This window comes from Sphingosinicella sp. SM1-17, from assembly GCF_056821765.1.
In genome coordinates, this window is sequence record NZ_JBPDIO010000001.1 from 3,132,413 (window position 1) to 3,150,819 (window position 18,407).

Annotated in this window: 20 protein-coding genes; 5 read left to right on the plus strand and 15 right to left on the minus strand. The window is 65.6% G+C overall.

From position 1 onward, the window contains the following. From ACRYLT_RS15795 to ACRYLT_RS15810, 4 genes are read right to left on the minus strand one after another with little or no spacing between them, the layout of a single operon-like run. Positions 1-1,053: an endonuclease/exonuclease/phosphatase family protein gene (locus tag ACRYLT_RS15795; protein WP_482665033.1), complete on the minus strand. Its 1,053-nt coding sequence runs from the start codon at positions 1,051-1,053 to the stop codon at positions 1-3. After that, positions 1,050-1,385, minus strand: coding sequence for a 2Fe-2S iron-sulfur cluster-binding protein (locus tag ACRYLT_RS15800; protein WP_482665034.1), 336 nt, complete (start codon positions 1,383-1,385; stop codon positions 1,050-1,052). The genes ACRYLT_RS15795 and ACRYLT_RS15800 overlap by 4 nt, the downstream gene beginning before the upstream one ends. Further along, positions 1,382-2,521, minus strand: a complete 1,140-nt coding sequence (locus ACRYLT_RS15805; RefSeq protein ID WP_482665035.1) for a cysteine desulfurase family protein — start codon at positions 2,519-2,521, stop codon at positions 1,382-1,384. The genes ACRYLT_RS15800 and ACRYLT_RS15805 overlap by 4 nt, the downstream gene beginning before the upstream one ends. Then, a complete protein-coding gene (locus ACRYLT_RS15810) occupies positions 2,518-3,582 on the minus strand; it encodes a cysteine desulfurase family protein (protein ID WP_482665036.1) in 1,065 nt (354 codons plus the stop codon). The genes ACRYLT_RS15805 and ACRYLT_RS15810 overlap by 4 nt, the downstream gene beginning before the upstream one ends. Before the next feature lie 112 nt (positions 3,583-3,694). Between ACRYLT_RS15810 and ACRYLT_RS15815 the strand changes: the two genes are divergently transcribed. Beyond that, on the plus strand, positions 3,695-4,351 hold the full coding sequence (locus ACRYLT_RS15815) for an alpha/beta hydrolase (RefSeq protein ID WP_482665037.1): 657 nt from the start codon (positions 3,695-3,697) through the stop codon (positions 4,349-4,351). Positions 4,352-4,401: 50 nt separating this feature from the next. Here ACRYLT_RS15815 and ACRYLT_RS15820 read toward each other — a convergent pair whose 3' ends face one another. After that, positions 4,402-4,569 (minus strand): hypothetical protein, encoded by a 168-nt coding sequence (locus tag ACRYLT_RS15820; RefSeq protein WP_482665038.1) that lies wholly within the window; start codon positions 4,567-4,569, stop codon positions 4,402-4,404. 65 nt (positions 4,570-4,634) lie between these two features. Here ACRYLT_RS15820 and ACRYLT_RS15825 point away from each other — a divergent pair, with 65 nt between their 5' ends. Then, complete coding sequence (locus ACRYLT_RS15825; RefSeq protein ID WP_482665039.1) at positions 4,635-4,871, plus strand: hypothetical protein; 237 nt, start codon at positions 4,635-4,637, stop codon at positions 4,869-4,871. On the opposite strand, the gene ACRYLT_RS15830 is transcribed toward ACRYLT_RS15825, so the two are convergent. Continuing rightward, the gene (locus ACRYLT_RS15830) at positions 4,835-5,797 is read right to left on the minus strand and encodes a threonine ammonia-lyase (RefSeq protein ID WP_482665040.1); all 963 of its coding nucleotides are present in this window, start codon (positions 5,795-5,797) and stop codon (positions 4,835-4,837) included. The genes ACRYLT_RS15825 and ACRYLT_RS15830 overlap by 37 nt on opposite strands. 140 nt (positions 5,798-5,937) lie before the next feature. Between ACRYLT_RS15830 and ACRYLT_RS15835 the strand changes: the two genes are divergently transcribed. Further along, positions 5,938-7,176 carry a type III PLP-dependent enzyme gene (locus ACRYLT_RS15835; RefSeq protein WP_482665041.1) on the plus strand — a complete coding sequence of 413 codons (1,239 nt, stop codon included), beginning with the start codon at positions 5,938-5,940 and terminating at the stop codon, positions 7,174-7,176. 132 nt (positions 7,177-7,308) lie between these two features. Next, positions 7,309-8,361 carry a 1,9-bis(guanidino)-5-aza-nonane synthase gene (locus ACRYLT_RS15840; RefSeq protein WP_482665042.1) on the plus strand — a complete coding sequence of 351 codons (1,053 nt, stop codon included), beginning with the start codon at positions 7,309-7,311 and terminating at the stop codon, positions 8,359-8,361. Between the two features lie 63 nt (positions 8,362-8,424). Here ACRYLT_RS15840 and ACRYLT_RS15845 read toward each other — a convergent pair whose 3' ends face one another. Beyond that, positions 8,425-8,970 (minus strand): GNAT family N-acetyltransferase, encoded by a 546-nt coding sequence (locus ACRYLT_RS15845; RefSeq protein ID WP_482665043.1) that lies wholly within the window; start codon positions 8,968-8,970, stop codon positions 8,425-8,427. A 72-nt stretch (positions 8,971-9,042) separates the two neighbouring features. Between ACRYLT_RS15845 and ACRYLT_RS15850 the strand changes: the two genes are divergently transcribed. Continuing rightward, positions 9,043-9,483 carry an MAPEG family protein gene (locus tag ACRYLT_RS15850; protein WP_482665044.1) on the plus strand — a complete coding sequence of 147 codons (441 nt, stop codon included), beginning with the start codon at positions 9,043-9,045 and terminating at the stop codon, positions 9,481-9,483. A 3-nt stretch (positions 9,484-9,486) separates the two neighbouring features. On the opposite strand, the gene ACRYLT_RS15855 is transcribed toward ACRYLT_RS15850, so the two are convergent. From ACRYLT_RS15855 to ACRYLT_RS15890, 8 genes are all read right to left on the minus strand, one after another. Next, positions 9,487-10,299, minus strand: a complete 813-nt coding sequence (locus ACRYLT_RS15855; protein ID WP_482665045.1) for a trypsin-like peptidase domain-containing protein — start codon at positions 10,297-10,299, stop codon at positions 9,487-9,489. Between the two features lie 54 nt (positions 10,300-10,353). After that, positions 10,354-11,556, minus strand: a complete 1,203-nt coding sequence (locus tag ACRYLT_RS15860) for a class I SAM-dependent RNA methyltransferase (protein ID WP_482665046.1) — start codon at positions 11,554-11,556, stop codon at positions 10,354-10,356. Continuing rightward, positions 11,547-12,965 carry an NAD(P)H-hydrate dehydratase gene (locus ACRYLT_RS15865; RefSeq protein ID WP_482665047.1) on the minus strand — a complete coding sequence of 473 codons (1,419 nt, stop codon included), beginning with the start codon at positions 12,963-12,965 and terminating at the stop codon, positions 11,547-11,549. Before ACRYLT_RS15865 ends, ACRYLT_RS15860 begins: the two co-directional genes overlap by 10 nt. Continuing rightward, on the minus strand, positions 12,962-13,303 hold the full coding sequence (locus ACRYLT_RS15870; protein ID WP_482665048.1) for a hypothetical protein: 342 nt from the start codon (positions 13,301-13,303) through the stop codon (positions 12,962-12,964). Before ACRYLT_RS15870 ends, ACRYLT_RS15865 begins: the two co-directional genes overlap by 4 nt. 13 nt (positions 13,304-13,316) lie before the next feature. Further along, the gene (locus ACRYLT_RS15875) at positions 13,317-14,042 is read right to left on the minus strand and encodes an enoyl-CoA hydratase/isomerase family protein (protein WP_482665049.1); all 726 of its coding nucleotides are present in this window, start codon (positions 14,040-14,042) and stop codon (positions 13,317-13,319) included. 245 nt (positions 14,043-14,287) lie between these two features. Next, positions 14,288-15,052 (minus strand): 4-(cytidine 5'-diphospho)-2-C-methyl-D-erythritol kinase, encoded by a 765-nt coding sequence (locus ACRYLT_RS15880; RefSeq protein ID WP_482665050.1) that lies wholly within the window; start codon positions 15,050-15,052, stop codon positions 14,288-14,290. Further along, positions 15,052-16,689: a tetratricopeptide repeat protein gene (locus ACRYLT_RS15885; RefSeq protein ID WP_482665051.1), complete on the minus strand. Its 1,638-nt coding sequence runs from the start codon at positions 16,687-16,689 to the stop codon at positions 15,052-15,054. Before ACRYLT_RS15885 ends, ACRYLT_RS15880 begins: the two co-directional genes overlap by 1 nt. A 7-nt stretch (positions 16,690-16,696) precedes the next feature. Further along, complete coding sequence (locus tag ACRYLT_RS15890) at positions 16,697-18,343, minus strand: electron transfer flavoprotein-ubiquinone oxidoreductase (protein ID WP_482665052.1); 1,647 nt, start codon at positions 18,341-18,343, stop codon at positions 16,697-16,699. Positions 18,344-18,407 lie beyond the last annotated feature (64 nt).

The following is an 18,407-nucleotide window of genomic DNA, read 5'->3' on the forward strand; positions in this document are numbered from 1 at the left end:
TCACGCCGGGCAGTGGTCGGTTGCAGCGGAGTCGACGTTCCAGACAAGTTCGTAAGTGACCAGAAAGCCGTCATGATCCGACAATGCGGGGCCGCCCTCGCCGCCGTCGAACATGGCTTCCACTCGGACCGGACGAATGTCGACCTGGCGCCCCGAAGCGAACAGTTGCAGATCCTGCGTGTCCATCCAAGGCGCGTCGCCGTCCCAGGAAAGCCGGACCTCGCACTTGTCCGGCCGCTCGCTGCACCAGCGGTGAACGATCTCAAGCGGCTGGTGGCGGTCGAACTCGCCGAATCGCGCCTCCGAGTGGCGCATGTTGAAGTCGCCGCCGAACACGATTGGCCGCGATTGGTCGCTCACCTCGCGAAGGAAAGCCGACAGTGCCAGCACTTGAGCCCGGTGAGCCGCCGTATGTCTCGCCTCCGAGACGCGAGAGGCTGCGGCCGAGTTCATGTGCGTGTTGAGAATATCGACGGTGTCAGGCACGCCCGGCACGGCGATCCTGGCATAAAGCATCCCCTTGTTCGACAGGCAGTCGCGTCCTGCGCAACTGCCGCGCGGAAACGGACGCGTCTTGGTCTCGACCACGGGAAAATTGGACAGGATCACGAGGCCGGATGAGGCAAGCCTCAACCCCAACTCGCCTTGTCGGGGCTGTCGGCGACCCGGAAGTCGGTCCGTTTCGCGGGCGGGACGCCGCTCGCCACGCGCAGGGCCCGCCACCACGGCTGGATAACCGGCCCCCGAGGCCGCTTGGGCCGCAGACCGGCTGAAGACCTCCTGCAGCAGGACGATGTCGGGAGCCTCTCCGCGTGCTCTCAACATTTGCAGGTGTTCGGCGATCCGGCGAAGATGCGGCCCGCGCCCCGAGCGGATCGGCCACGCCAGACCTTCGACATTGTAGGTCAGCACGGAGATCCGGGTTCGGGCCGTCCCCCGCGCGTCGACCTGAACCGACGGCCGCACGGCCTCGTCGCAGGAGACGAACCGCTCTGCCGGAAGGCTGGCGCAATTCGCCGTCAACAGAGCGAGAAGCGCGATCAGACTCTTCATCGGCCCTGCATGTTGTGGAAGCCGCTCGGGATTCGAACGGTGAGGGCCTCCAGGCTTTCGTTCAGCCAGATCTGGCAGGCGAGTCGGGAATGGCGGGTCACCTGGGCGGCGAGGTCGAGCATGTCCTCCTCCTCTTCGCTCGCCGGAGGAAGCTTCGCAAAATCCTGCGGATCGATGATCACGTGACAGGTCGAACAGGCCATCTGGCCTTCGCACGTGCCTTCCAGCGGCTGCCCGGCATTCTGGGCGACATCGAGCAGCCGCTCCCCGGCAGGAGCGCGAACTTCCTGAACATGAGTTCCGTCGGCTGAGATGAAACGCACGAGAGTCATTGGGCGAACCCTGATGGCGAAGAGGTTTGACGATCGGCGGCGCCGAGAATGAGCGTGAGCGCCGCGCGAAGCTCGCTTTCCTGCGTATAGCGACCAAAGCCGATTCGAACGCTCGATCGGGCCTCGCGCTCGGAAAGACCCAGCGCGGCAAGAACGTGGCTGGGGCGGCCCGAGCCGCTGGCACAGGCCGACCCAGCGGAAAAGGCGACCTGCCGGACCTCGGAGATCAAGCGGGACGAATCGATTCCGGCCCTTCGGATGTTGAGATTGCCATGGTAGCGGCGGTCCGCCGAGCCATTCAGAATCCACCCGGAACTGAGCTCCCTGGCCATCCGCCAGAGACGTTCCACATGGGCGTCGTCCAGATTGCGGCGTTCGGCGAGCAGGCGGGCCGCTTCCCCGAAGCCGACGCACAGCGCCGGCGAAAGCGTTCCGGACCGGATTCCCCCCTCCTGCCCGCCTCCATGGAGGATCGGATCGATCTCCACGCCGTTCCGGATCCAGAGTGCGCCGACACCCTTGGGACCGTAAACCTTGTGGGACGAAACCGCGACCAGGTCGCACACGTGAAGCGGCAGCTCGACCCGTCCGAACCCCTGAACGGCATCGCAGAAGAAGAGCGCACCTTGTTTGTGAGCGATTTCGGCGAGCGCCTCGATCGGCTGGACGACGCCAATCTCGTTGTTGACCAGCATCGCGGCCACGAGCCCGGTGGAGTCGTTCACCTGCTCGGCAACCACATCGAGGTCCAGAAGTCCATCCTTGTCGACCGGGAGGATGACGATCTCGAACCCCTGCCGGCTCAGCCACTGCACCGAATCGAGCACACAGGCATGCTCGGTCGCGACCGTGACGATTCGGCGTCGACCCGACGCAAATCGGGCCGCCGCCCCTTTCAGCGCCCAATTGGCGGCTTCGGTCGCACCGGAGGTGAAATAGAGCTTTCCCTCGCCAGGGGCGCCGAGCGCCTCCGCCACACGCTTGCGGGCCAGTTCAATCGCTGCGGCGGCTTCGCGACCGAGACGATGCGGGCTGTGGGGGTTGCCGAAATGGGACTCGATCCAGGGCCGCATCGCCGCTGAAACTTCGGGCGCGAGCGGGGTGGTGGCCTGGTAATCGAGATAGATGCAGCTCACGCGGGCCGGCGCCTTTCGTAGAGCTTCCGCCACTCGGCGAGGAACCTCTCGACATCGCGCTCGGCCGTTTGCGGGCCGAAGCTCACCCTGATCACCTCGCGTGACGACTCTTCGTCCATCCCCATCGCCAACAGAACATGGCTCGACTTGAGGCTCCCCGACGAGCAGGCACTGCCCGCCGAGACCGCTATCCCGGCGAGGTCGAACTGCATCATCTGCGAGGCGGCGGGAACGCCGGGCATCCGATAGCCGGCAATCGTTGCGATTCGCGGCGATTCGTGACCGACGACTTCGCCGCCCGCGTCGATAATCTCCTGGTCGAGCACTTCCCGAAGCCGCTCCGCTTCCTTGTACCAGGAATGGTCGGCCTCGACCGCCGCCGCGAATCCCATGATCAGCGGCACGGCGGCGGTGCCGGGCCGGTAACCGCCCTCCTGTCCACCAATCGCCTCAAGGGCGGCGCTGTCCTTGACGAGAAGCGCACCGATTCCCGGCGGCCCGCCTAGCTTGTGCGCGGCGACGACCAGGAAATCGGCGTCCGGCAAAGGCAGCTTGCCGGCGCTCTGGGCGCAGTCGACCAGAAGGAGGCCGCCAGCCGCCCTCACCCGCTCGGCAATCCCGTCGATCGGATGGATCACTCCGGTTTCGTTGTTGACCGCCTGAACGGCAACCAGCGGCCGCTCCGCCGTCTTCAGGGCGATCTCCAGGTCGGCGAGGTCGAGCGTGCCGTTCGATCTGGCCGCGATTCGCCGGGCCTCCGGAACGGGCCGAAGCACCGCCGAATGTTCGATGGCAGACACGATTCGGGTTCCCGCACGAGCCCGGCGAAGGACGATCTCGAGCGCTTCGGTGGCGCCGGAGGTGAAGACCAGGGCTCCGGTCCAGCCCAAGGCGCTGGCGATTCGCGTCCGGGCTTCCTCCAGCGCGGCACGAACGACCCGACCTTCCAGGTGAGCCGAAGAAGGGTTGGCCCAGCTTTCGCAGGCCTTCGCGATCGCCACTGCCGCCCCGGGCAGGATCGGCGTCGTCGAAGCATGATCGAGGTAAATTCGCCCGGACAAGAGCAACGCATCCCTAAGAAATTGCAGAACGGCGTCGCCCGCCTATATAGAGCGCCGCCCCGCGCGGTGCATCCACGCGGGTTTCCTTTGTTCCCTGCCAAGCACAGGTGCAATGCCCGAAGTCATTTTTCCTGGGCCCGAGGGCCGTCTCGAAGGACGTTTCAGCCCCGGTCCGCGCCCGCGCGCTCCGGTCGCGATGATCCTTCACCCGCATCCGCAGGGCGGAGGCACGATGAACAACGCCATCGTCCTCGCCCTGTACAAGACCTTCGTTCGCCGGGGTTTTGCAACGCTCCGGTTCAACTTCCGCGGGGTCGGCAAGAGCCAGGGCATTTTCGACAACGGTATCGGCGAGTTGTCGGACGCGGCCAGCGCTCTCGACTGGGTGCAGCAGGTGCATCCGGAAGCCGAAACGACCTGGATCGCCGGATTCTCCTTCGGTGCTTGGATCGGGATGCAGCTGCTGATGCGTCGCCCGGAGGCTCGAGGCTTCATCTCCATCGCTCCGCCTGCGAACATGTACGATTTCAGTTTCCTGGCACCCTGCCCGGCCTCCGGAATCATCATCCAGGGCGAAGCGGACGAAGTGGTCACCCCCGGCGCCGTCCAGAAGCTGGTCGACAAGCTGCGTACGCAGCGGCACATCACCATCGAGCACAAAACGATCCCGGGCGCCAACCACTTCTTCGTCAATGAGATGGATCTGTTGATGAAGGCGGTCGACGACTATCTCGATTTCAGGCTCGACCCGTCCTGCCCGATCCGCTGAGGCGATCGGGAAGCGATCGGAGCTGAAGCCGAAGCTGGACCCTCATCCGCTCAGAGCGTCCACACCAGCACGTTGCCGAGAATGACGGCGGCCGCGACGAACATCAGAAGGCCCTTGGTTCGATCGCGGCGCTTCGCGATCAGATAGGTCGCTCCGCCGACGAGTGCGAACACGGCAAGCATCATGATCGAGAGCAGGATCGCGCCAGGGCCGGTCATGCCCGGCTGATGGCACGATCCCCGGCCTTCACCAACCCTTAAGCCTGGGCGAATAGGCTGGCCCGATGATGCCGCTGGACGGAGCCCTCGAATCGATCGGAGAATCGATCCTTCCGGCCTTGTCGCAGCTGCTCGACGGCGTTCTCGACGGCGCGACGCTGGCGCGCCCGGGGATCGATGCGGCGGAACATTCCGAAGCGCTCAGGAGAACGGCGCTGGAGGTCGCGGCCTTGGGCCAGCTCATCGCCCTGGTGGCACCGCTCGCTCACGCCGCTGACGAGCCTCGCAGGATCCCGGCGTAAAGCTCCGGATCGACATTTCCGCCGGAAACGACGACGACCGTCTCGTCCGGCAGATCTCCAACCTTCTCGAACAGAAGGGCCGCGAGGGCCACGGCTCCGCCGGGTTCGGCGACGATCCGCAGGTTCCGGAAGGCGAACGCCATGGCCGCCGCCACTTCCTGCTCGCCAACTGCCACTCCGATTGCGTCGGTCTGCCTTAGGGCGTCGAAGGTAAGCGGAGAGACCAGCTTCGTCTGGAGCGCGTCGCAGCGCGTCGCGGGCGCTGGCTCGTCGACCGGCAGGATGGTACCGGCGCGGAGCGACCGGCCCATGTCGTCCCAGCCTTCAGGTTCGGCGACGACCAGCCGAGTTTCGGGTAGCGCGATCGCGATTCCGGCGGCCAGGCCGCCGCCGCCGCAGGGGACGAGCAACTGGTCCGGGGCATGTCCGAGCTGATCCCGTATCTCGACCCCGACGCTCCCCTGTCCCTCGATGACGTCAACGTCGTCGAAGGACGGGACGAGCGTCGCTCCGCGCTGCTGGGCGAGTCGGGCGGCGATTTCCTCGCGCCTTTCGCGAGCGCGATCGTAGAAGACGATCTCCGCGCCCGCAGCGCGAGTCGCCTCGACCTTCACGGCGGGCGCGTCGCTCGGCATGACGATCGCCGCCGTCACGCCCAGCCGCCGAGCGGCGAGGGCCACGCCTTGAGCGTGATTGCCGGAAGAGAAAGCAACCACCCCGCGACTCCGTTCCGATTCGCTCAACTGCGCGAGCCGGTTGGTCGCACCGCGCAATTTGAAGCTGCCGCCATTCTGCAGACATTCCGGCTTCACCCAGATCCGGCGACCCTTCCAGTCGAGCGGCAGTAGGGGTGTTCGAGTCACGATTCCGGCGATGCGGTTCGCCGCTGCTTGAACACCGTTCGGCGTCGGACTTCTCTCTTGCATCGAAACCTCTGGGAAAACACGGAAATTCGCAGGTCTTTACATGGGGGTCCAGCGCCCATATATGCCGCGCCGCTGCCCCATGGGGACTTCCAACCGCAAGGCAGCTTTTTCGTCAACGATCCTGTTGGAGGTCCCTTGAGTTGCACACGCACCATAGCGCGCTGGGGCTAGCTACCGCCCACTTCGGTCGCGGCAACGCGACCGTGATCGCCCGCCAGCACCCGGTTCAGCCGGTCACGCTCATTCGTCCGCACGCCGCTCGTCGTGCTGCCCGATTCTTCGTCGAGAAGTTTCCGGGCCGCTCGCTCTATGCGGTCAAGGCGAATCCGTCCCCGGACCTGCTCCAGGTGCTGTGGGAGGCCGGAGTCACGCATTTCGACGTGGCTTCGATTGCCGAGGTCCGTCTCGTGTCGAAGACTCTGCCCGAGGCGGTGCTCTGCTTCATGCACCCGGTCAAAGCCGAAGAAGCGATTGCCGAAGCCTATTTCAGCTACGGCGTTCGCACTTTCTCGCTCGACACGATGGAAGAGCTCGAGAAGATCGTCCGCGCGACGACGAGCCCCGATGGTGTGGTTGCCAGCGATCTCAACCTGCTCGTTCGGATTCGGGTTTCGTCGGAACATTCGAAGCTGAGTCTCGCTTCCAAGTTCGGAGCCGAACCTCAGGAGATGAAGGCGCTGCTGATGGCGGCTCGCCAGGCTTCGGATGCCCTCGGCATCTGCTTCCATGTCGGCAGCCAGGCGATGACTCCGGCGGCCTATGCCGAGGCGATGCAGCGCGTCCGCGCCGCCATCGTCGAGGCCGCGGTCACGGTCGACATCGTCGACGTCGGCGGAGGCTTCCCGTCCACCTATCCGGGGATGGAGCCGCCGCCGCTCGAAACCTATTTCGAGGTCATCCACAAGGCGTTCGAAAGCCTGCCGATTTCCTATTCGGCCGAACTGTGGTGCGAGCCCGGCCGGGCGCTGTGCGCCGAATATGCGAGCCTGCTCGTACGCGTCGAAAAGCGGCGTGGCGACCAGCTCTACATCAATGACGGGGCGTACGGGGCTCTGTTCGATGCGGCGCATATCGGCTGGCGGTTTCCGGTAAGGCTGGTCCGGGAAGCGGATTCGGAGGCCCGCGACGTAGCGTTCAGCTTCTACGGTCCCACCTGCGACGATCTCGACCATATGGCGGGCCCGTTCATGCTGCCCGCCGACGTCGCCGCCGGCGACTATATCGAGATCGGAATGCTTGGGGCCTATGGCTGCGCGATGCGCACCGGCTTCAACGGCTTCGGATCCGACCTCAAGGTCGTCGCCGACGATGAGCCGATGGCGACGCTCTATGTAGAAGAGGAGGAACGGCCCGCGGCGTCGAACGTCGTGAAGCTGTAACCTCGGCGAGAGATTGCGCGTGCTGCGTCAGCAGCGGCGCACCAGGAGCGGAGCGTCTGCGGGCGCTCCGCCACCCACGGGTTTCCGGCGTCCCCATAACGACGGCGGTTCTTGTGAGTATGGGAGATTCCCGTGAACGACATCCGTGTGAACGACAATCGCAAGGCGGAGCTTCTGTCGAAGACCGTCGAGCATATCGACATCAAGAGCTTCGACGCTCGCCCCATCGTCGACGCGATGAAGAAGATGAGCTTCACCTCGCGCGATCTCGGTCGAGCCACTGAAATCTACAACCAGATGCTGGCCGATCCGGACTGCTCGATCATCCTCGTGGTGGCCGGCTCCACGTCGGCTGGCGGCTGCATGGATCTCTATGCGGACCTGGTGAAGCACAACATGGTCGATGCCGTGGTCGCTACCGGCGCCACCATCGTCGACATGGATTTCTTCGAGGCGCTGGGTCACAAGCACTATCAGGCGCTGGAGATCCCCGACGACGACACGCTTCGCTCGCTCTACATCGACCGGATCTACGACACCTATATCGATGAAGAGCAGCTTCAGGACACCGATTTCACCATCGCCGAGATCGCCAACTCGCTCGATCCGAAGCCTTATTCGTCGCGCGCCTTCATCCGAGAGATGGGCAAATGGCTGATGGAGAACGGCAAGAAGGAGAACAGCCTCGTCAAGCTCGCCTACGAGCATGACGTGCCGATCTTCTGCCCGGCCTTCACGGACAGCTCGGCCGGCTTCGGCCTCGTCAAGCACCAGGTCGACCGGATGAAGGAAGGCAAGCCTTACCTGACGATGGATTCGATCGCCGACTTCCGCGAACTCACCGACATCAAGATCAAGGCGGGCTCCACCGGCCTGCTGATGATTGGTGGCGGAGTCCCGAAGAACTTCACCCAGGACACGGTCGTCTGTGCCGAGATCCTCGGCCACGAGGATGTCGAGGTGCACAAATATGCGGTGCAGATCACCGTCGCCGACGTGCGCGACGGCGCCTGCTCCTCCTCGACCCTCCAGGAGGCGGCGAGCTGGGGCAAGGTCTCGACCGCGCTCGAGCAGATGGTGTTCGCCGAGGCGACCAGTGTCCTGCCACTGCTGGCCAGCGATGCCTATCATCGCGGCCATTGGAAGAACCGCGCCAAGCGCGCCTTCGGCAAGATGTTCGACTAAGACCAGGAGCCCCCGCCCTCACCGGCGGGGGTTTTTGCTTCTGACTGGGTCAGGCTCGAAAAGCTAAGCCAGGCGCGGCCTCCGATCCTGCCACTCCTGCTTCGTCTGGCCCCAGATATCGATCATATGGCCTTCGAACGGCGGCGGCAGCCTGCCGGGGCCGCGATTCACCGAGCCGAGCCGTTCGGCGACGGCAATCGACGCGCTGTTCTTCGGATCGATGCTGTGAATGACCTCGGTCCAGCCGAGATTGCCGAACGCCCAATCGATCGTCGCGATCGCGGCTTCGGTCGCATAACCGCGGCCCCAGGCCGACTTGACGATTCCCCAGCCCACTTCCGGTCCCGGCCATTCCTCCGGCTGCCAGGGACCCACCCGGCCGACCCAGCGACCGGTCGCCTTCTCGATCACCGAAAACATGCCGAAGCCCTTGAGTGCCCATGAGCCGGCCATCGTCGCAAGGCCACGCCAGGCGGCGGCGCGGGCGACAGGTCCGCCGATGAAAGAAGAGCTTTCCGGATCCGCCATCAGCTCGGCCCAGCCGTCGAAATCATCCTGTACCGGCGGCCGAAGCAGCAGTCGCTCCGTTTCGATCCTCGGCTGAATCATGCATTCCCTCCGCGGTTGATGCGCCATCGAAACTGTCGCACCTCTACCGGCTCAACAGGGGGAGACCAGTAAATGCAATATCCGATCCTCGCGCCCGTGGTCGCGCTCGTCGCCTGGACGCTGGTGATGATGCTGTGGCTGTACTTCACCCGTTTTCCGGCGCTTGCACGCAAGGGGATCTCCTTGAAGGGGCGCGTAGGAAGCAAGGGGGGCGATCTGGACGGAGTGATCGAGCCGAACGTCCAATGGAAGGCGCACAATTACAACCATCTGATGGAGCAGCCGACGATCTTCTATGCGATCTGCATCACTCTTGCGCTGATCGGCGGCGGCGACGTCTGGATCAACGTGTGGCTCGCCTGGGGCTATGTGCTGTTTCGGATCGTTCACAGTCTGATCCAGGCCACGGTGAATGTGGTGCAATGGCGCTTCCTCGCCTTCGCGCTCGCTTCCTTCTGCCTGATCGGACTGGCCGTCCATGCGGCGGCGCGAGTCCTCCACGACATTCTCTAGGGCCTAGCGCGGCAGCTGTCGGAGGATCGCTTCCATCACCTGCCGGGCGTCGTTGGACGGAACGGCAAGACCGATCCCGACATTGCCTTGGCCCGGTCCGATGATGGCGGTGTTGATGCCGACCACCTCGCCGCGCATGTTGATCAGCGGCCCACCGGAATTGCCGGGATTGATCGGCGCGTCGGTCTGGACATAGCTCGGCCCGTCGCCGCGCCGGCTCTGCCCAAGAGCGCTGACGATCCCCGCAGTCACGGTCTGGCCGATCTGAAAGGGATCCCCAATTGCGACGACATAGTCGCCGACCTGAAGCTGGTCGGAGTCGCCAAGCGGCAGCTGGCTGAGATTGCCCGACGGTATCTGAAGGAGCGCGATGTCGCTCCGGGGATGACTGCCCAGGAAGCGGGCGGGGAGCCTCCGCTCACCGACTGTGACTTCGATTGCTCGCGCATTTTCGACGACATGATGGTTGGTGAGTACGAGACCGCGTTCGGAATCGACAATGAAGCCGGATCCGGCCGAAAGACGCGGCGCCAGTGCGGCTTCCGGAACCCCGAAAAACTCCTGGAAGTAGGGATCCCGAAGCAACGGGTTCTGCTCGTAAGGCGATGGCTGGACGACGGCAATGTTGACCACCGCCGGAGCGACTCGGTTAACGAGGGGCGCCAGCGAAGCCGTCGAGACTCGCGGCGGGAGCGCCACCTCCTGAGCGGGTGCCGCCAACTTTCTGCCACTGAGCCACCACGCCGCCGTTCCTCCCGCCAAGCCCGAGGCGAGCAGGAGAAGGATGAGGCTGAAAAAGCCGATCCTGACGATCACGGATGATCCTTCCTGGCTGACGCCGGTCTCCGCTCCGCGAGGCGGCTGGCCAAGTCAAGCGCGGGCAAAGGCCGCAACGAGCTCGACATGCGTGGACCAGCGGAACTGGCCGACGGGCATCGCCCACTGGAGCCGGTACCCGCCGGCAACGAGGATCGACGCGTCGCGGGCGAAGGTTGCAGGGTTGCAGGAGACATAGGCGATCCGTGGAACGCTCGAGCGGGACAGCAGTGCCGCCTGTTCCTTCGCACCGGCACGAGGCGGATCGATCACGATCGCGTCGAAACGGTTCAGCTCCTTGTCGTCGAGCGGCCGACGGAACAGATCGCGATGATCGACAAAGACCTGTCGCTGAGCCCGACCGGCGCCGCCCTTGAGCGCGAGCGCCGAATCGCGTGCTCCCTCGACCGCGAGAACCCGCCCATCGAGAGCCAGAGCGAAGGTGCCAAGGCCGGCAAAGAGGTCGGCGACGATCCGCCCCTCACCCACCGCTTCCCTGACGCCGGCGACCAGCGCCGCCTCCCCCTCCTCCGTCGCCTGGAGGAAGGCGCCGTGTGGAAGCGGTACCGGCACGTCCCCCAGGGTGATGGTGGCGGGGACTGGCTCCCATAAGGTCTGAGGGCCGTAGCCGTCGTCCGTCGACAGCCGCGCCAGCCGGTGCCGTTGAGCGAAATCCGAGATCGCCTCCGCCGCCTGCAGCCCTTCCGAAGTCCAGCCCTCGAGCAGAATATCGACACCCTGGTCGGCCAGGGTCAGCCTTATCTCGGCCCGGCCGCGCGATGGTAGGTGCCGGGCGAGCAGCGTCCGAAGCGGCTCCACCAGGGCGAAAAGCTCGGGACGGAGGATATGGCATTCGCGCATGTCGACGATGCGATGGCTCGCTTCGGCATTGAACCCCAGCAGCACCTGCCCGCCGCGGCGCTCCGCCCGCAGGGCAGAGCGGCGGCGGGTCCGGGGCGGCGAAATGTGCGGCGGCCTCAACTCGGGAACGGGAACCTGCTGGGCCGTCAGGGCGCCGGCAATCCGGTCCTGAAGAAAGGCGCCATAGGCGGCATCGTCGACATGCTGGAGCTGGCATCCCCCGCATTCGGGAAAGTGACGGCATGGCGGGGCAATCCGGTGAGGACCAGGTGTCACCTCGCCATCGGCGCACAATTCATCGCCGGGCGCGGCCATCGGAACGAAACGGCCGGTCTCGGTCACTCCGTCCCCTCGGGCGGCGAGCCGCACCACGCGCTCCCTCGTCCCTACAGACATTCTGCGACGGCTTCCGGGAGGTGATCGAGCAGGTCGTCGGCGACCAGAGCCGGTCCCGCAAGCTCGGCGGCGCGGCCGTGAAGCCAGGCGCCGGCACAGGCGGCTTCGAAGGCGCCGAGCCCCGAAGCGCGGGCGGCTGCAACGAGGCCGGCGAGAACATCTCCCGTGCCGGCGCTGGCGAGCCAGTGCGGCGCGGGTCGCAGGATCGCCGCCCGGCCGTCGCGATCGGCCACCATCGTATCGGCTCCCTTGTAGACGATGACCGAGTTGGACAAGGCGGCGGCGGCTCGAGCCTGATCCACCTTGCTTCCGCCGACGCCGGGAAACAGTCGAGCGAATTCACCCGCATGAGGAGTCAGGATCGGCCGCGAGCCGCCGGACGGAAGATCGCCGAGACGCAGCAGGACCAGCGCGTCTCCATCGATCACCAGGGGCCGCCCGCAACCGAGTGCCGATCGCAGCCGTGCCTGCGAATTCCCGCTCCTGCCGAGACCGGGGCCGACGACGACCGCTCCCACGCGCTCGTCACGAAGGAGGTCCAGCCCCGCCCCCGAGCCCTGTACGACTGCCGAGGGAATGGCCGCGATCGTCTCCGGCGCGATCAGCCGAACGTAGCCCGCACCGCCGCGCGCCGCGGCGGAGGCGGCCAGTGCCGACGCGCCTGCCATCTCCCCGCCGACGACGGCCACATAGCCTCTCTTATATTTGTGATCGTCGGGCCCCGGGGCGCGAAGTTTCGGCCGTCCCGTCACCGTCAGCCGACTATGTGCTTCGATCCCTATGTCCGCCACGACGATCCGACCCATGTGCCGCGCCGCCGGCTGCAGGAGATGCGAAGGCTTCAACGTCTGAAACGTCACCGTCAGATCATGATCCGGCACCGGCGACAGGATGGATCCGTCATCACTACCGGTTCCGCTTGGCAGATCCACTGCGACCCGCACCTGGGCACGCCGGGCGAGATCGAGCAGCCGGTCGGAAAGGTGCTTGGCGAGCGGCCGGCCGAGGCCGGTGCCGAACAGGGCGTCGATCAGCAGCGGAGTTCCCTTCGCTTCCGCAATCGGGATGACCGGTCCGCCCCAACGCTCCCGAGCCGCGCGTGCGGCGGCACTGCCCGGCTCGTTCGAAGCCGCCACCTGGACCGCCATTCCGCGGCGAGCCAGTTCCCGTGCGATCACATAGCCGTCGCCGCCATTGTTCCCCGGGCCGCACAGGACCATGGCCGGCAGCGGCCCGGAAAAGCGCCAGATCGCTTCGGCCGCGGCAATACCCGCACGCTCCATCAGGGCGTCCACCGAAGTGCCCGATCCGATTGCCGCCGCTTCCGCCGAACGCATCTCCTCGGCGGTAAGGACGAACCGCTCGGCCGCTCCGAACATCTGGACAGAGCCTTCAGCCAGGCTGGTCATTGGGCCGTTGGAACCGGAAACCGGTAGACGTCGCCGGCTACTTCCACCTCAAGGCGGCCATCGGCCAAACGCGCCCAACGCGCCGGTTCGGAACCGTCGGCAGTATCGACCCCCTGCCCGGAGCCGACCAGCCGGCGAAATCCGCCGTCGGGGCGGCGAATGACCAGCGCGAGCCGCCCATCGCTTTCGCGACTTTCCAACGTGCAGACCCGCTCGAAAGCCTCGGCGCCGTCGAGCCGGCATTCGACCGCACTCGAATCGGCGCCGGTTCCTGGCTGAACGCCTGGATCGCCGCAGGCGGCGAGCAAGAGGAGGCCGATCTGCGGCAACCGTTTCATGCACGCAGTCCTATCATTTCCTTCGAAATCCTTCGAGCCGCCGGGCGAGCTCGTCGCCAGCGATGAGCGAGTCGAAGCGCCGGTCCTGCTCGGCGTCGCTTCGCCGGCCCTGTCCGGCGAGTCGAATAGCCCGCTTGAGCGTGGCAAGGCTTTCACCATCATTGGCAAGGATGGCCGATTGAATCTCGTCCGGTTCCCTCAGTTCGACCAGGCCGATCCTCGCCGCTTCCTCGGCGTCGATGCTGAGGGCGCTGAACAGGAGTCGGGCCGCCTGTCCGGTACCGACCAGCTCGACAAGCCGATGAACGTCCTCCTGAGGATAGGAGATCCCGATCTTGGCCGGAGTTATCGCGAATCGGGCTCCGGCCAAGGCGATCCGAAGATCGCAGGCCATGGCGAGAGCGACCCCTGCGCCGTAGCAGGGACCCTCTATCTTCGCGATCGTCGGAACCGGAAGTTGCCGCAATCGATCCAGCGCCTCGCGCATGGACTCGCGAAAGCGAACTCGCAGCTTCTCGTCATCCCGAAGTGCGGCGAAGTCGCCCAGGTCGGCGCCGGCGCAGAAGGCGCCGTTCGAGCCCGCCACGATCAGGAGTCTGGAGTCCGATTGCTCGACTTCGCCGATCAACTGCGACAGGCGCTCCCATCCAGCCAACGCAATGGCATTGCGGGCCTGAGGCCGATCGAGCGTCAGTCGGGCGACAAATCCTTCACGTTCGAGGCGCAGCATCGCCGCCATCGATGCCGCGTGGGCAAGGCTTTGTCTCGGAAAAAAGGCCGGATCGCCCGTTACACCGCGATCCGGCCCAAATCGGTCCGCGGCGCCCGTCCGGTGGAGGCGGGGACCGCGGGCGAATGTCGGCGCGTGCACATCCGCGCCTCGACCCGTCAAGCTCGGATAAGCAAAGGCCGTGCCATGACGAAATCCTGGGGTTTCCGATGGTTAACGCAGGTCGAAGGCTGTTCCGAAGTGGGATGAACGGGTCAGCGAAGACGGGTGCGGAGCAGCCACCAGTCGGGATGATCCGCCGCGATCGCTGCCGCCAGGCTATCACGCTGCCGCTCGTTCTCGAAGAGGCCGAAACAGGTCGCCCCCGAGCCCGACATTCGCGAGAATTCGGCGGGGCGAAGCGCAGAAAGGACCTCCGCGACTTGCGGAAGCAGGCGGATCGCCGGCTCTTCGAGGTCGTTTCGGCCCTCCCGCCAGCACTGCAACGGTCCCCGATCGACGCCATTCCAGGCCCGGAACACTTCAGCCGTGGAGAGCCCGAGACGGGGATTGACGAGGAGGACCGGCTTACCAGCGAGATCCCCTGCCTCCATCGGCGATACCCTGTCGCCCCTTCCCTCGCCCCGCGCGGTGCGGCTGGACAGGCAGGCGGGAACATCGGCGCCGAGCCCGGCCGCGATCGAGTCCATGTTGTTCGCTCCGAACAATCGAAGCACGGCCGCTGCATCGGCGGAACCGCCGCCGACTCCGGCAGCGACCGGCAGCCGCTTGTCGAGCGTCAGCGCCGCTCTCGCACCGATTGACCGGGCCGCCTTCAGGACCAGATTGTCCGTTTCGTCCCCCAGCTGACCTGCGAACGGACCGGTGATCTCCAGCGAAAGGGAATCCGCCTCTCGCGCCGTCACAACATCGCCGTCCTCGCAAAAGGCGAAGATCGTCTCGATCCGGTGATAGCCGTCAGGCAGCCGCTCACGCACGTGAAGCGCGAGATTGATCTTGGCGTAGGCGATTTCGCCCATCAGCGTGCAGCAAGGGCGGGCGTCAGGCCTCTTTCGATCTTGGCGTTGATCCGCGCCTCGTCCTCGCCCTCGGCATAGACCCGCGCCGCCGCCCAGGCGAAGCGGGCCTCGATCCGGCGACCAACGGTGAAGTAGGCGTCACCGAGATGCTCGTTGATTTCGACGTCAGCCGGCGCAGCCTGCGCCGCCTGCTCGAGCAGCGGGATAGCCTCCGCCCTGTCGCCCTTGAGGAACAGGGCCCAACCCAGCGAATCGGTGATCGCCGCATTGTCCGGAGCGAGCCGGTGCGCTTCGCGAATGAGCCGTTCCGCCTCGTCCTGATTTTCGCCCCGGACGAGTTGCGAATAGCCGAGATAGTTGAGCACCAGCGGCTGGTCGGGTGCGAGGGCGTAGGCCTGTCTCAGCGCTTCCCGCGCCTGTGGCCATTCGCCAGCCTGTTCGTGGGCTCCGCCGCGAAGCAGCCAGAGTCCCCATTCGGGATAGTCGCCGTCGCCTTCGTTCCTCAGCTCGAGGGCGCGGGCAAAGGCGGCCGCCGCCTCGCTATGTCTTCCGAGTTCCGTCAGCACTTCGCCAAGGCGGACCTGGTCAACGGCACCCGCCGTGCCGGTGCTGGCTGCCGCCCTTGCCTCCGCCAGTGCCCGTTCGCTCTCGCCGCCCTGGACGAGGAAACGTATCCGCTGGTCGCGGACTGTCTGGGCATAAGGATCATCCGCCGAAACGTTGCGGAGAAGGTCGACGGCATGCGTGTGGCGCCCCTGACGAGCGGAAAGCTCGGCCGCCACCATCCAGGTTTCGCTGCTCGCCGGGTCAAGATAGGTGGCAAGCCGGGCGAAGGTCGCGGCGATCGGCGTGAGATCCTGTGCATGCAGGTCGAGAGCGAGCTTGACCAGAAATTCGGCCATTCCGGCCGGCGCGGACTCGATCGCGCCGGGAATGGGCTTGCCGGTCTCCACCAGACGTCGAGCGGCAACAAGCGGCGCTTCATTCCCCTGGAGCAAGGATAGGGCCGCCTCGCGCCTGCGTTGCCGGACGAGAGCTCCGGCTGCCGCGATCCGAAGCCGCAGAGCCCGGGGGCCGGCGGCACCCGCAGCCTGCAATAATTGCGCTGCGCCTTCGACACGACCCTCGGCTACCAGGAGAAGCGGCCTGTGCTCGGACGCGATCGCCGCGGCTGCGCCGGTGGATCCCTCCGGGAGGAAGGAGAGCGGATCACCCCGGCCGGATCCGTGGGAAAGCCAGGCACGCATCACCGGAACGGCAAAGGCAAAGAGCTGATCGCGCTCGACAGCATCGATCTGCCGGGTTGCAGCCGTCCAGTCGCGGTTCCGAAAGGCTTCGGCGACGAGGAGGAACCGGGCGTCCGGCAACAGCGCGCCCTTGGCTTCGAGAACCCGGGCGGCGCGCAGGGCCAACGGCCAGTCGCCCGCCGAAATGGCATGGGTGAGCGCCTGCGAGGCGACCAGCTCATTGTCCGGCGCGGCCGCAAGCGCTGCGGCGAAACCGCGGCTCGCCTCATCGAACGCCCCTGCCGAAGCGGCGGCCCGCGCCTGAACATAAGCGTCAAGCGGCGAGCGCGAATCGACCCGAGCCTCCGCGGCCGCGGAAGTGGTGAGTGCGGCGGCGACGAAACCCCGCAAAAGGCGCCTACATGTTGGGGTAATTGGGACCTCCTCCGCCTTCCGGCACGACCCAGTTGATGTTCTGAGTCGGATCCTTGATGTCGCAGGTCTTGCAGTGAACGCAGTTCTGGGCGTTGATCTGCAATCTGGCTCCGCCCCCCTCCTCGACGAATTCGTAAACTCCGGCGGGACAGTAACGCTGTTCGGGCCCGGCATAGCGTTCGAGATTGACCTCGACCGGGATGTCCGGATCCTTGAGCGTGAGGTGGACCGGCTGATCCTCTTCATGATTTGTGTTGGACACGAAGACCGAAGACAGGCGGTCGAAGCTGATGATTCCGTCCGGCTTGGGATAGTCGATTGGCCGGACCATGTCCTTGCGCCAGAGGCTTTCATGATCGGGATGATGGCGCATCGTGAAGGGCAGACCGATCCCGAGCTGCCGCATCCACATGTCCACTCCCGCGAACAAGGTGCCGACCGTTCCGCCCCATTTGGCCACCAGCGGCTCGACGTTGCGGACCATCTTCAGCTCTTCGGCAACCCAGCTGTCGTGAAGGGCGGATTGATAGTCGGCCAGTTCGTCGCCGCCGCGATCTGCGGAAATGGCGGCGAAAGCTGCCTCGGCCGCTAGCATTCCCGATTTCATTGCGGTGTGACTGCCCTTGATCCGGGGCACGTTGACGAAGCCGGCCGAGCAGCCGATCAGCGCGCCCCCTGGAAAGACCAGCTTCGGGATGGCCTGGTAGCCACCCTCGTTGATCGCGCGGGCGCCGTAGCTGACCCGCCGGCCGCCCTCCAGGAACTGGCGGATGGCGGGATGCTGCTTCCAGCGCTGGAATTCCTCGAAAGGCGACAGATAGGGATTGCGGTAATTGAGCGCGACGACGAAGCCCAAGGCAACCTGATTGTTTTCCTGGTGGTACAGGAACCCGCCGCCCCAGGCGTCGTCGAGTGGCCAGCCCTGGGTGTGAATGACCCGGCCGGGCTGATGCTTGTCCGGATCGATATCCCACAATTCCTTGAGGCCGATGCCATAGATCTGAGGCTGGCTGTCACGGTCCAGCTCGAAGATTCGCTTGAGCTCCTTCGTGAGGTGGCCTCGGGCGCCTTCCGCGAGAAACGTGTAGCGCCCGTGCAGCTCCATGCCCGGCTGATAATCGGCCTTGTGGGTTCCGTCGCGAGCCACCCCCATGTCGCCGGTGGCGACGCCTTTCACCGAACCGTCCTCGTTGAACAGCACTTCCGCTGCGGCGAAGCCGGGGAAAATCTCGACTCCCAGTGCCTCTGCCTGACCGGCCAGCCAGCGGCAGAGATTGCCGAGGCTGAGCGTGAAGGTGCCCTTGTTGTTCATGAAGGGCGGCATCAGCGCGTGCGGAAAGGAAAATCTCTTCTTCGCCGTCAGAACCCAATGCTCGTTGCGGGTGACCGGGACCGTGAGCGGGCTGTCGAGTTCGCGCCAGTTGGGGAGCAACTCGTCGATCGCCCGCGGATCGACCACGGCGCCGGAAAGAATGTGGGCGCCAACCTCGGAACCCTTTTCCAGGATGCAGACGGAAACTTCCCTGCCGGCTTCGTTGGCAAGCTGCTTGAGGCGGATGGCGGCGGCGAGCCCGGCCGGGCCAGCACCGACGATCACCACGTCGTAGGGCATCGACTCCCGCTCAGCCATTCCGTCCACTCCTGTCGTCGCAAACTGCCAACGTCTGGCAGATAAACAGCGCCTTCCCGATTGA